At 63.5% G+C, this 11,893-nt stretch carries 11 protein-coding genes and 1 pseudogene; 2 read left to right on the plus strand and 10 right to left on the minus strand.

The window, feature by feature from the left end:
* Nucleotides 1-9: 9 nt before the first annotated feature.
* From AC07XB_RS35665 to AC07XB_RS35690, 6 genes and pseudogenes are all read right to left on the minus strand, one after another.
* A complete protein-coding gene (locus AC07XB_RS35665; protein WP_492832320.1) occupies nt 10-939 on the minus strand; it encodes an electron transfer flavoprotein subunit alpha/FixB family protein in 930 nt (309 codons plus the stop codon).
* Entirely contained in the window at nt 940-1,689 is a 750-nt protein-coding gene (locus AC07XB_RS35670; RefSeq protein WP_492832318.1) for an electron transfer flavoprotein subunit beta/FixA family protein, read from the minus strand.
* A gap of 10 nt (nt 1,690-1,699) precedes the next feature.
* Entirely contained in the window at nt 1,700-2,290 is a 591-nt protein-coding gene (locus tag AC07XB_RS35675) for a HutD/Ves family protein (protein WP_492832316.1), read from the minus strand.
* Nucleotides 2,291-2,302: 12 nt separating this feature from the next.
* Nucleotides 2,303-3,490, minus strand: coding sequence for an NAD(P)/FAD-dependent oxidoreductase (locus AC07XB_RS35680; protein WP_492832314.1), 1,188 nt, complete (start codon nt 3,488-3,490; stop codon nt 2,303-2,305).
* Nucleotides 3,491-3,774: 284 nt separating this feature from the next.
* Nucleotides 3,775-3,903 (minus strand): hypothetical protein, encoded by a 129-nt coding sequence (locus AC07XB_RS35685; RefSeq protein ID WP_492832312.1) that lies wholly within the window; start codon nt 3,901-3,903, stop codon nt 3,775-3,777.
* Nucleotides 3,904-3,980: 77 nt separating this feature from the next.
* Nucleotides 3,981-4,121 (minus strand): annotated as a pseudogene (locus AC07XB_RS35690) (helix-turn-helix domain-containing protein); the annotation flags it as partial.
* Between the two features lie 430 nt (nt 4,122-4,551).
* Here AC07XB_RS35690 and AC07XB_RS35695 point away from each other — a divergent pair.
* Nucleotides 4,552-5,211: a site-specific integrase gene (locus AC07XB_RS35695; protein WP_492832310.1), complete on the plus strand. Its 660-nt coding sequence runs from the start codon at nt 4,552-4,554 to the stop codon at nt 5,209-5,211.
* Between the two features lie 101 nt (nt 5,212-5,312).
* The gene (locus AC07XB_RS35700; protein ID WP_441630802.1) at nt 5,313-5,747 is read left to right on the plus strand and encodes an HU family DNA-binding protein; all 435 of its coding nucleotides are present in this window, start codon (nt 5,313-5,315) and stop codon (nt 5,745-5,747) included.
* Nucleotides 5,748-6,210: 463 nt separating this feature from the next.
* On the opposite strand, the gene AC07XB_RS35705 is transcribed toward AC07XB_RS35700, so the two are convergent.
* The 4 genes from AC07XB_RS35705 to AC07XB_RS35720 are packed head-to-tail and all read right to left on the minus strand — an operon-like array spanning nt 6,211 to nt 11,366.
* Entirely contained in the window at nt 6,211-6,696 is a 486-nt protein-coding gene (locus AC07XB_RS35705) for a Mov34/MPN/PAD-1 family protein (protein WP_492832308.1), read from the minus strand.
* A complete protein-coding gene (locus AC07XB_RS35710) occupies nt 6,693-8,498 on the minus strand; it encodes a HesA/MoeB/ThiF family protein (protein WP_492832306.1) in 1,806 nt (601 codons plus the stop codon). The genes AC07XB_RS35705 and AC07XB_RS35710 overlap by 4 nt, the downstream gene beginning before the upstream one ends.
* Before the next feature lie 5 nt (nt 8,499-8,503).
* Nucleotides 8,504-9,727 carry a nucleotidyltransferase domain-containing protein gene (locus tag AC07XB_RS35715; protein WP_492832304.1) on the minus strand — a complete coding sequence of 408 codons (1,224 nt, stop codon included), beginning with the start codon at nt 9,725-9,727 and terminating at the stop codon, nt 8,504-8,506.
* Nucleotides 9,728-9,737: 10 nt separating this feature from the next.
* On the minus strand, nt 9,738-11,366 hold the full coding sequence (locus AC07XB_RS35720; protein WP_492832302.1) for an HNH endonuclease: 1,629 nt from the start codon (nt 11,364-11,366) through the stop codon (nt 9,738-9,740).
* Nucleotides 11,367-11,893: the final 527 nt, after the last annotated feature.

Raw genomic sequence — 11,893 nt, forward strand, 5'->3', positions numbered from 1 at the left:
TACCGTCGATCAGACCAGACGCGAGAGTTCCGGCACGACATCGAACAGATCGCCAACGATGCCATAGTCGGCAATACCAAAGATCGGTGCTTCGGGATCCTTGTTGACGGCGACGATATAGCGAGAGTCCTTCATGCCTGCAAGGTGCTGGATGGCACCGGAGATGCCCACGGCGATGTAGAGTTCCGGTGCCACAATTTTCCCGGTCTGCCCGACCTGGTAATCATTAGGGGCATAGCCGGAGTCCACTGCGGCGCGCGATGCCCCAATGGCGGCACCCAACTTCTCCGCCAACTGATCGAGTAGCGAGAAATTTTCCGCACTGCCCAGACCGCGACCACCTGATACCACCACGCGTGCGGCGGTCAGCTCCGGTCGGTCGCTCTTGACGATCTCGCGCCGGACGAACTTCGACAGGCCGCTGTCCGCCACGGCAACCACCGTTTCCACCGGCGCACCGGTTTCGCTGCTCGATGCGGCTTCGAATGCCGTGGTGCGCACAGTTGCCACTTTCACCGGATCCTGCGACTGGACGGTCGCGATCGCGTTGCCGGCGTAGATCGGGCGTTTGAACGTGTCGGCGGACAGCACCGCGATAATGTCCGAGATCTGGGATGCATGCAGCTTCGCGGCCACGCGGGGTGCGACGTTCTTTCCGGCTGCCGTCGCGGCGAAGAAGATATGGCTGTACCCCGGGGCCAGCGACACCACTTGCGGGGCGACGTTCTCGGCCAGATTGTCCGCCAGTTGCGGTGCATCCGCAAGGATGACCTTCTCGACGCCAACGATACGGCTGGCCGCCTGTGCCACCTTGCCTGCATCGTGTCCGGCCACCAGGACATGAACTGGTGCGCCAATCTCCAGCGCGGCAGCGACCGTATGGCGGGTGGCCGCCTTCAGGCCGGCGTTGTCGTGTTCGGCAATTACGAGCGTCGTCATTCAGATCACCTTTGCTTCGTTCTTCAGTTTCTCTACGAGCGTGGCCACGTCAGGCACAATCACGCCCGCATTGCGGGAGGCTGGCTCCTCCACGCGAAGCGTCTTGAGGCGTGGCGCCGGGTCGACGCCCAGTTCGGCCGCGGAGACCAAGTCGAGCGGCTTCTTCTTCGCCTTCATGATGCTTGGCAGCGTGACATAGCGCGGATCGTTCAGGCGCAGGTCGGTGGTCACAATGGCGGGCAGCTTCAGCGATACCACCTCAAGTCCGCCATCCACTTCGCGCGTGACGCTCGCCCAGCCGTCGCGGATGTCGATCAGGCTGGCGAAGGTGGCCTGCGGCCAGTCAAGCAACGCTGCCAGCAACTGGCCGGTCTGACCTGCGTCGTCATCGATGGCCTGCTTGCCGAGAATGACAAGTTGTGGCTGTTCGCGATCCACGACGGCCTTGAGCAGCTTGGCCACGGCCAGCGGCTGCAGGTCCCCATCCGCCTGCACCAGTACGCCCCTATCGGCGCCGATGGCCAGCGCCGTGCGCAGGGTTTCCTGGCTTTGTGCCGTGCCGCATGACACCGCCAGCACCTCTGTGGCGATGCCGGCCTCCTTGAGACGAGTGGCGGCCTCCACCGCGATCTCGTCGAACGGATTCATCGACATCTTGACGTTGCCGATATCCACGTCGGACCGATCGGACTTCACGCGGACCTTCACGTTGTAGTCGACCACCCGCTTCACTGCTGCCATTACTTTCATTGCTTCTTCCTCATACTGGATGATTCACTGTGTTGTCTCGCCTGAGTCGTTCTATCATCACGACGATCGATGGCTTGCTTCCCGCATTCGACTGCCGGACAGCCAACGGGTGGAGCGGCTCGTGGACGACAAGATACTGGCCCGGCACAATGCGCGCGGTTGCCTGCGACGGACCGCCAGACACCGTGCAACCGCATTGGCCCGCAAGGATGATCGCGGTCATGCCTGCTGGGACGATCACGTCCGCATCGAGCCAGGCATGCACACGGTAGTGCCTGTGACGTACCATCGTATTCAGGGCGACCGACGGGCCATCGATCAGCGATGCCTCCCATTCGATGTCGCCGTCATAGCGTGTCGGTGTCATGGGACGGAGCGGAATGACCGTGGCGCCGGTACGCAACATCACGCCCTGGCCCGACACGATCACGGACAGGCGAACCATGCCCGCGAAACGCGAATAGGGCCCATCGCGCGTAATGTCAGCGAGGCTGACGCGCCACTCGCCGTCGACAGATGCCAGTGTTCTTGTCGTGCCGCCACCGTTACGCCATGGCTCGGCAGAGACCTCGTCGAGCCATCGAATTGCCCGTGCTTGCATCGTGGAGAGCCGTCACGACACGGCGCCCAGGCCGTACTTGCCGGTCAGCAGTTCGCCGGTGCGAAAGCGTTCGATCGAATAGGGTTGCAGCGATACGTCCGTTGGCATGCCCAGCGCTTCCTGTGCCAGTATGCGACCGACGGTGGGCGACAGCTTGAAGCCATGGCCGGAAAACCCATAACCCACGACCAGACCCTCGATGCCCGGCAGCTTGCCGAGTACGGGATTCCAGTCTGGTGTGACGTCATACACACCGGTCCACGACGAAGCAATGCCCGCGGCTTCATACTCGGGAAAGCGCTCGGCAACCTGGGCGCCGACCTCGACTATGTAATCCATCGGAATGTCCCCTTGCTCCACTTCGGCAGATTTCAGCTTTTCGCCGACGATGCCTTCGCTGACCAGCATTTGGCTGTCGCCATAGCTGCGGCAATAGAGCATGCCGGGCGACGCCAGATCCTTGAATACCGGCATCGTGAAGCGATACTTCGCCGGTTCGCATTCCAGCGCCAGAACGGCATGACGCTCCGGCACAACCGGCAGGTCTCGACCGGTCCAGCCGGCCAGCTCGGGTGTCCAGATGTTCTGGGTGCTGATTACCATCGACGTCCGGAAATCGCCAATCGATGTGGAAACGCCAACGACCTTGCCATTCTCGATCCGCAGATTCCGCACGTCGGCATTCTCGCGGATCGTCACACCGCCACGCCGGGCGGCACGGGCAAAGCTGGTGGCTACCAGATAGGCATCGGCAAAGCCAGCTTCCGGCTCATAGCCGATCAGCGCGGCATCATCGAATCGTGCAATTGGCAGTAGCTCTTGGGCCTGTGCCTGCGACAGGATTTCCAGCGGAATGCCTTGGTCCCGCTGCTGCCGGAGTGCAGCACGCAGCGGTTCGAGCTTGTCGCCCTCGGGCGCGACGATCATGTATCCGCATTTCACCATGCCGCAGGAGGCTTCTTCGTCGCCCAGGTACTGCGCGAAATGATTGAAGACGTTCCAGGACTGGCGCGCCAGTTCCACATTCTCCTTGACGGAGTAGTGGGTGCGAAGAATACCCGAGGATTGGGACGTCGTGCCCGCGCCGATGGTACCGCGGTCCAGTACGAGCACCTTCTTCGCGCCAAGGCTGGCGAGATGGAACGCTACCGAGCTGCCGATGACGCCGGCACCGATGACAACTACGTCATATGTATTCACTTGGTCTACCTTCCTTGAGGAGTGGTAGACCCAGTGTCGTACAGCCGAACAGCACGGCGTTCAATATAAGTGCCGCCGATCCTTAGCAAAACCCGCGGCTAACCTATGCTCCACGCTCGAGCCAGTCGAAAGGTTGCGACGGCAGACCGGGCAGGCGCAGCGCCAGTTCGCTGTGGCTCCTGTCGGTGACTTCGCGGCAGACAGCGCGGCGGGCGGCCTGCACCTGGGCCGTTGACCATTGCTCGCCTGGGACTTCAGGCGCTCGCTGGAGGAATCTCCGGGGTTTAGCCCGGGGAGGAAGTCAAATAATCCGGCAAGGACGTCAGCGGCCAGTTCTCCAGCGCTTCCGGGCCGATGCCCTTTGCCAGGATTCCGGCAACCTCTTCGGCCGAGCATTCGCGGTCCTCGTGCATGTCCTTCTCCAAGTTGGTCGGCGACGGTCAGTCGCCAGGGGGTTATTGATGCTCGGGGCCTTCGCCAAGATGCGGTACAACGCCTGCCGTGAGATCCCCAGCTTGGCCGCCGCAGCCTTCTTCTCTTGCCCGCAGCTATCCAGCGCGGCCCGGACCTCTTCGCGTAACGGCGGCTGCTTCCGTTGATCGAGACGTTCGGGACTCGTTTCACCGATCAGCGATCGTTCGTTATCATCCTATATCGAGTATCTTGCGTTGGGGTATTTGGCGCTGCGCGAGGGAATATTAATCGCCTCTCGATACTATTCTTGTTAAATATAATCTTTGCTACGTAGGATTCTGACGCATCCCCACCATTTAGCAGAAGATAGAATGCCTTGCCATTCCTCGTCAATGTTGCCGTGCTGATATCTGATAAATCGCTGTAAACAGATCGAGGAACAATAATTTCCACTCCATCAACCTCAAGGGTGATGGAGATTACGCGACTGCATGGATATCTACTGTAGGCGCATCCATTTTTTTCATCCCGCTTGGAATCATCCTCTGCCCTGCCGAAATCAACGCTTCGCGTTTCGACTATAACATCGATACGATGGCCACTTAGATTGTAGGAAATCTCCGTTTTCCCAGCTTCCGAAATAGTGGTTGAAACTGCTGGACCGGTTGTGTCGACACTTGGTGGCCATCGGCGTGCGCAAGTGCAATCCAGCCGGCCAATTGGTCCGCGACGGTGATCGGCCGAAGGACGAGCCGGACCCTATCTACCTGCCCGAGGACACCGACGCCCGCCCGCTGGCATGGGTGCAGCCGCGCGCCGGGGATAGACTGGCGGCCTTGCGCAACCGCGCCATCGTGGCAATCTTCCTCGGCACCGGCGTCACGGCATTGGAAGGCTGCACGGCTCACCGGGATTACCTGCCGCCCAATGCTGCCCCGCCCTACCTGCGCGTGCCAGCCCACGGCGCGCACGACACCCGCAAGGTCCCTCTCGCGTCCTTCGCGGTGCCGATCCTGGCGGTATGGCTCGTTCGCCGACAGACACGGTCGACCTCCAGCGACCTCGTCTTCTCACTCAGGGCCAGCGGCGAGCCGATCACTGATATGAGCTTTGGCAAGATTGTGCGAGCGGCGCTCGTGGCCGTCGATTTCGAAGGCGACGGCATGAGCCAGCGGGTGCTGCGCAACACGTACTGCCGGCGTCGACTACTTGCTGGCCACGACAGCGATGAAGTCAGCAGGCTGCTTGAGCGGGCCAGCACGCGAATCTGCGACCGGATCAGTGCTACCATCGGCGCGCAGTTGTAATTGTTGGTTTCACACAGTCGCACACACCGCATGAAATTTGCTATTCTCTCGAACGCCTCCACGGCGAAAAATCAACGAGTAACCAGACCACTGAAGAATCCATGGCAACCAAAGCGAAAGCTGTCGTAAAGACCCCGGCCAAGCCTGCCGCCAAGAAGGCAGCGCCGGCCAAGAAGGCAGTAGCACCGGCAAAGAAGGCCGCAGCGGCTGCACCGGTGGCGAAGCCGCTGAAGGAAACCTTCACCAAGGCGAGCTTGCTGGCCCACCTGGTCGCCCAGACCGAGCTGGACGCCAAGACCGTCAAGACCGTGCTGGCACACCTGGAAAACACGGTCCTGAGCGCGGTGCACAAGAAGGGGGCAGGCGAGTTCACGCTCCCTGGCCTGCTCAAGGTCACTGCCCTGCAAGTGGCGGCGACCAAGAAGCGTTTCGGCAAGAACCCGTTCACTGGCGAAGATCAGTGGTTCGCAGCAAAGCCCGCAACCGTCAAGGTGAAGGTCCGCCCGCTGAAGAAATTGAAGGACGCCGCCCTGTAAGGCGTACCAACCTGCTGAACGAATGGAGCCCGCGAGGCTCCATTTTTACTTATGCCCGGCTGGCAAAAGAATAGGCCCCCTTACATGGCGGCCCGAAGGGCGGGCGCACGGCGGATATCAACGCAGGCAGACGGCTGAGATCGGCCACAAGCGGCCGCTCGCGAGCGTCGGCTCGCCGCCGGCGCGATCGCCGACAACCGCGCCAGCAGCGGGCTTGACGAGCACCCGCATTCGCTGGATTGCCGTCCTTGGCGGAACGCCGCCCGTTGCATCGGCTGATGACGTCTGCGGATCGGAGTGCTGCGGCGCCTCGACGCGGGCCTCCCAGGAGCCGTTCGCTCAGGGCCGAACAGCGGACGCTCGGATGCTGGCCTCACCAGAACGCAACCTGCGGTCGCCTGCAGGACTGCTTCCAGCGGCCGTGACCGGCAGCCGGGCGTGGACTCGAGCAGCTCGTCGCCTTCTATTGCTCGAGGGGCTGCGCTGACAGGAGTTCGTTACCGTCGTGCACCCACACCTGTAGGCCCGTTGGCAAGCAGGCCGTCCCCATAATCACGAAGACAAGCCCAGACAGTTGCGGAATCGCGGCCAGGGCATGCTCCTTGGCCAGCGCCTTGTCTTTGCTGCTGGGGACGGGCCGAGGCTCCGGATGCGTGTGCCACAAGCCGATGCAGTGCAAGCCATCCGCCAACAGGCGAGTGCGCTCGGTCATTGCGGTCTTGGGGTCGAACTTGACTCCGGCGAACGACGCCCATTTCGGCGACAGCTTGGTCGCATGCACGATTTCCACAGCGTCGCCGGTGAGGTCACGCGTGAAAAGCTGGCCAACCTGTTCCCTGGACCGCGTGCCTCGCTGGACGCACTTGATCAGCACGGCGAGGGCCTCGGGCGCGAAATACATGCGCCACTTGGCGCCGGGAATCTGATACGAAATACCGGGTGGAATCATGCTGCCAACAGTTGCTCGAGGGAACGTTCCATCATGACGGACGAGAACTTGCTGCCGTTGGCCGGCACGATGTCGCGCAGGTCAACGGGCACGCCCAGAGACTCGAAGAACGCCCTGGCGCGAACCCAGGAGTAGACCACTGCTTCGGCCTCTGGGGTGTCGAGCAAGCCGATGACGCGTTCCGCGGTGAAGGCTGCCGCCTGCATCACGTCCGCAGCGCCATAGGGGTGAAATCCGTCGCTGCACGCGGGCAAGAGTACCTTCGCGCCCGCGTCGAACCTAGCGGCGTTGACCAGCGCGTCAGCGGGGTCGAAGGCCGGCCACGGCACGCTCAACGGACTGAAGACGACATGCGCCGCGGAGCAGAACGGCTCAACCCACGCGTGCACCAGTGGAACCGGGCCGAGCAGGTCGGGGCGAATTGCGGCTAGCAAGGTGCGCACCGAGGATTCCCCGGTGCAATCCACAACGAGGTCGTAATCGTCCGGACGAAAGCGTACTTGCATCCAGGTGGCGGCCGGGGCACCGTAACCGCGAACTGTGCACCCCGGCACCAGCTTTTCGATGCGAGCTGCCATCTCGATGGCTTTGCCCTTGTTCAGCGAGTTCAGGCCGAGGCTATGCCTGCCAACGTTGGGAGCCTCGAGATCCTCGAAGTCGACGATGTCCAGGGAGCCGACGCCCGCGCGCGCAAGCAGCTCAGCCACCGGACTGCCGAGGGAGCCGCAGCCGACCAGCAAAACTCGCATCGCGCGACGCGCGTCGAGCACGGTGAGTTGATGATCGCGCACCAGGGCCCAGTTGCGGTCGACGCGTGCGACCTTCAGGGGCGTGAGCTGTGGCTGGCGGGACAGGACGCCGGATGGGGAAATCTGCAAGCCGTAGGCGAACGGACCGTCGACCACGACTACGAGGCGCGGCGAGTAGCCAATTGGGGCCTCGTCGCCCCAGACGGTCGTCTTCCACGAAGTTCGCTTCTGCACCTGCTTTGCACCGGTCATGGTCCAGCCCAGCTCGCTGACCCACGCGCTCAGGTGGATGACGCCTCCCGTGCTCGCAAGCACCAGCTCCTCCAGGGCTGCGAAATCCGTTGGCCAGGTCTTCGGCGTCCACGACCTGTCCGCCGGCAGTCGCACCACCAGCGCGTTCCCGCGTACGAGGGTGCCCGACGCCCACTGGTGGCGCTGCGCGAGGTCGTTGGGGTCGCCTTCCGCGGTGGAGACCAACTGCAGGCCGTAGTGGCGCTGCTGCCGGCCGGGCTGCGCGTACACCGCAGTCTTGCACTCGAGCCAGCCATGGACGTCGAGCTCGGTGGCCTCGGTGAGCGATAGCCACGTGGCGCGCGGCGCCTTGGGCGCGGTCTTACGCGCTCGGTCGCAATGGCGCGACCAGTAAGATAGGCGCTCGCGCTGCAGCTCTTGTTCGACCCACGCGGGGTCGACAACGCGCTGCAGGACTTCCTCGTTGAACCGCGTGAGAACCGCGTTCACTGCCGATGCGCCGTTTTCGTAGGCCGACGGCGGCGACCCGCTGCCGAGACACACGCGGCCGTCTTCTTCGACATGCGGCAGGGCCAGGCACAGTCGCTTGTCGACATGGATTTCACAAGGCTGCGCGGGGAAGCTACGCGGCAGCGAAATCCTGAAGCTCGCGATGAGCGGATGGTTGCCCTGGAGGTCGACTTCCCAGGCCAGACAATGACTGTCGGCACCGGTGTGCACCTTCTTCGCGAACGAAGCACCGCCGCCGTTGAGCCATTGCTCAACGGCCAGGCGGGCGGCCTCGAAGGCGGACGTGGCCACCCGGGTTAGCCCAGCGTGCCAGACGAGCCCGCGTTGGTGGGCGTCCGCGGGTTGGTCTTGATGTACGGGCCGGCGCTTCCGAGCAGGCTGTCCATCACGTTGACCTTGGGCTTGCTGGCCTTCCACGCTTCCACGCCGGCGCCACCGAACACGGCGCGCACCTTGTCTTCGCTCGCGTGGGACTCGTCCTGGTGCAGCAGCGCGTCCAGGTCTTGTTCGAGTTGCTTGTGCCAACGGGCGAACTGTTTGGCGCGCGCGCCTTGGTCGCTGTTCCACTTGTCGGCGAAGTTCTCGTACTGCAGCGCGGGATTGCGGACCTCGTAGCGGCCGTTCATGCACTGGATGAACGACGGGAGCTCTTCGACGATGGCGAGCGCGACTTCAATGGCGGAGGTGAACCGGCGGCGGCCTGCCTGTTCCTCGGCCCACAGCTTCTCGCAGGCATGACCTGCCAACGTCACGAGGATGACCGAGATGGGCTGAGCCTTCTTGACGGCCTCGTCCGCGTACCAGTGCATGCCGTCGCGATGCAGCTTCATCAACTGCACGACGCGGCGGAGGATGTCGTCCATGGCGATGTCCGTATCGGGCAGAGGTTCGACTGTGGTGCGGGCATCGAACGCCTTGCGCACGATGGTTTGCTGGAACCGGAAGCGCAGGTCTGCGCGCTGGCAGAACCAGTCAGCGAAGGCGACCGGGTTGGATGGCGACCAGTTCGTATCGGGGTCGCGCACGCGGAGCACGGAGTCCGACGTCGCCATCGGTTCGCGGACCGCGGGCGTGACATCGAACGAATACGCCTTGCCCGGGTAGTTGAGGAACCAGCAACGACGCTTGGCCTCGGGGACGCCCGTGACCGATTCGTTGCCTTCGAGCGCCTTTCCGAAGTGCTCGAACAGTTCGTGCGGGTCCATCTGCGTCAGCCAGGGGTTGGTCAACTTGACGACGACGTCGAGGTCGAACTTGGCCGGGTGACGCTGCGGAATGGTCGTCTTCGTGCGCACCGAGCCCTGCACGAAAATCTCGATGTCGGTGCGCGGGATGTTGAGCTTGCGGGCGATGGAGTTCGCCAGCAGCAGGTAGTCGGCCTCAGCCTCGGCGTACGTCGCCGCATTAAGCTCCAGGCGCTGGAGCAAGGTTCCGATGAGCGCTTCCCACTGCTTGGCGTCGTTGCGTGCCAGCAGGGCGGCCATCATGCGCTGCGAGAAGGTAGGCGGATTGGTAGTCATGTGAGCCCTTTCAGGGTTGAAGCTCGAACACTTGCCCGGACCTGGGCTCTCGGACCTGCGTGGAAGAAATCTCGACGGTCGGCAGGAAAACACCGTCGCGGCTTTTGGATTCGTGGCAGGCATAGGTGGCCTGGTCACGCGCCTGCATCTTCTGGCCCATCGTCACGACGGCCGTCGTGGGTGCGCCGATGAACAGGTTCACGCGGTCGACGTGCCACTCGTCGTGAAGAATCTGTACTGCTCGGTCAAGGGTTCGGCCGAGGTCTTGCAGGTCTTGCGGCGCCCCGATGAGATGGATGCCGCGGTCTCCGGGCTCGACGTAGACCTCGAGGGTCGGCAGGGCGAGCGAGTTCGTCTGCGCATCGAAGCATCCGGGCGGCAGGCGGCTTGGCGCAATGCCGAAGGTCAGCGACACGATGAGGTTCGCCGCGGTCATGCCGGGGTCGCGCCCCTTGAGCACCCGCCACTTGAACTTGTCGGTGCGACGGCTGCGCTCGGGCCGCGGCCACGCCCAGCGAGTCGACTGTGCATCGGTGGCTATGCTGCGTTGCGGCTGGAACAGGTGCGTGCCGCTGTTCTCACCCAGGATGCGGCCGGCCACCAGCAACACCGATGTCGTGTGCAGCGGGAAGATGGCCAGCCTTGGGCGCGGTGAGCCGCCCCGACCGGCGCCGGTGAGCATCCGCTGGAGTTGACCCGAGTCGGAGCGCATAGAGCGGAACAACGCTGACCAGTACTCGGACGTGTGCACGTCATGAAGCTGGTGGTCGACGTGGAATGCGAACTCTGCACTGTGACGGGTCGAGCGCAGTTGGCTCTCCCACAGGGCCAGTTCCGCATCGCGCATGTTGAACTGAGGCACCTGGCCGGCGATGCTGCCAATGATGGCGACGACCTCGGCGTCGGGGTACTGCAGAGTGTCCAGCAGCCGCTTGACCCCATCGACGCTGCGCTGGCGCATGCCCTGCAGCATATCTTCGGTGTAATAGGTGGGGTCGATGCGGTCGACGAGGCGGTGGCACGCGTCGCACAGCAGCATGATGTTGTCTGGCTCGTCGGCGAGCAGGGCGGAGCGCGTCGCGTGCCCGCGCGGGCCGTTCCGCGACGAGGCAACGATGTGCGCGTAGTAGCTGAACCGACCATTGCGGCCGGTCGGCGCGTGCGTGTGCAAATCGACTCCGCAGCCGCTGAACTGGCAACGCCAGCCGGCCCGGTAGGCCACCTGCTCGCGGGTCGATGCCGACACCTCGCCCTCGCGGCCGGTCAGCGCCTCGGCCATGCCAAGCCACTGGCGCAGCTGCTTTACCGTGGGGCGTGCGGCCGTCAGCGAGGCGGGCGGGACGGCCAGCGGAGAGCCCTCTGTTTGGGCCCACGTCAGACGCTTGAGGCCGCGCAGTCCCGTTGTCGCGTCAAGGATGGACTCGGACAGCTCGCCGCGGCACACCGGAATCCACCCGTCCTTCTCGGTGTGGCGCTGGTAGGCGCAGGCCGTGAACCCGTTGACCACGAGCAAGACCTGGACGCCCACACCCTCCAGCCTCGCCACAGCACGGGCGAAATCCTCGCCGTCCACGGCGGTGTCAAGGACCTCGGCAGTCGGCTCGATTTGCTGCGGCGGTTGGGCGGGCGGAGCGGTCATGGATGCGCTGATAAGCTGGCAATACGTCCGACTTTATAGCACATCGCAAGTTGTGCACAGGTTAAAAATACACTAAATAGTGTAAGCTTCGTGTGAGTAAACACTACCGGTAGTACCTGGCTGGCCTCGTGCGGTCAATTTGCAGAGGGATACCGTCCTGCACGGCAAAAGTCGACAGGCCAGCCGCCGGTCAGGGCCGCTGGAACAGGTCATGCAGGCGGCCATAGGTCGCCGTGCTGCTGAGGCAGTCAACCTAGCGTCCGCTTTTCGACCTTGAGCAGACGGCTCCGGGGCGGGCTACCGGGGATGCGATTCCGACGCTCCAATATGCGGCGTCGCCAGTCGATGCAAACGGGTGGAGTTCCGCCAAGCCGCGGCAGCTGCGCTTCCCTCCGGCCGCCCCGAGCGTTGGGTTTCGGACAGCCAGTTCCACAGCGCGAGTGGCTGCTGTGGGTCGAGGCCGTGTGGAAACGTCTCTCGAATCGCACCAATGCGCATCCCCTCCGGAGCGTAGCCTGCCTTATCGA

The sequence above is a fragment of the Cupriavidus sp. GW821-FHT02F09 genome (genome assembly GCF_059421605.1).

Excerpts from the sequence above, each read along its gene's own strand:
- AC07XB_RS35665 (WP_492832320.1), bottom strand. The coding sequence starts at position 939 with ATGACGACGCTCGTAATTGCCGAACACGACAACGCCGGCCTGAAGGCG.
- AC07XB_RS35700 (WP_441630802.1), top strand. The coding sequence starts at position 5,313 with ATGGCAACCAAAGCGAAAGCTGTCGTAAAGACCCCGGCCAAGCCTGCC.
- AC07XB_RS35675 (WP_492832316.1), bottom strand. The coding sequence starts at position 2,290 with ATGCAAGCACGGGCAATTCGATGGCTCGACGAGGTCTCTGCCGAGCCA.
- AC07XB_RS35670 (WP_492832318.1), bottom strand. The coding sequence starts at position 1,689 with ATGAAAGTAATGGCAGCAGTGAAGCGGGTGGTCGACTACAACGTGAAG.
- AC07XB_RS35720 (WP_492832302.1), bottom strand. The coding sequence starts at position 11,366 with ATGACCGCTCCGCCCGCCCAACCGCCGCAGCAAATCGAGCCGACTGCC.
- AC07XB_RS35685 (WP_492832312.1), bottom strand. The coding sequence starts at position 3,903 with ATGCACGAGGACCGCGAATGCTCGGCCGAAGAGGTTGCCGGAATCCTG.
- AC07XB_RS35715 (WP_492832304.1), bottom strand. The coding sequence starts at position 9,727 with ATGACTACCAATCCGCCTACCTTCTCGCAGCGCATGATGGCCGCCCTG.
- AC07XB_RS35705 (WP_492832308.1), bottom strand. The coding sequence starts at position 6,696 with ATGATTCCACCCGGTATTTCGTATCAGATTCCCGGCGCCAAGTGGCGC.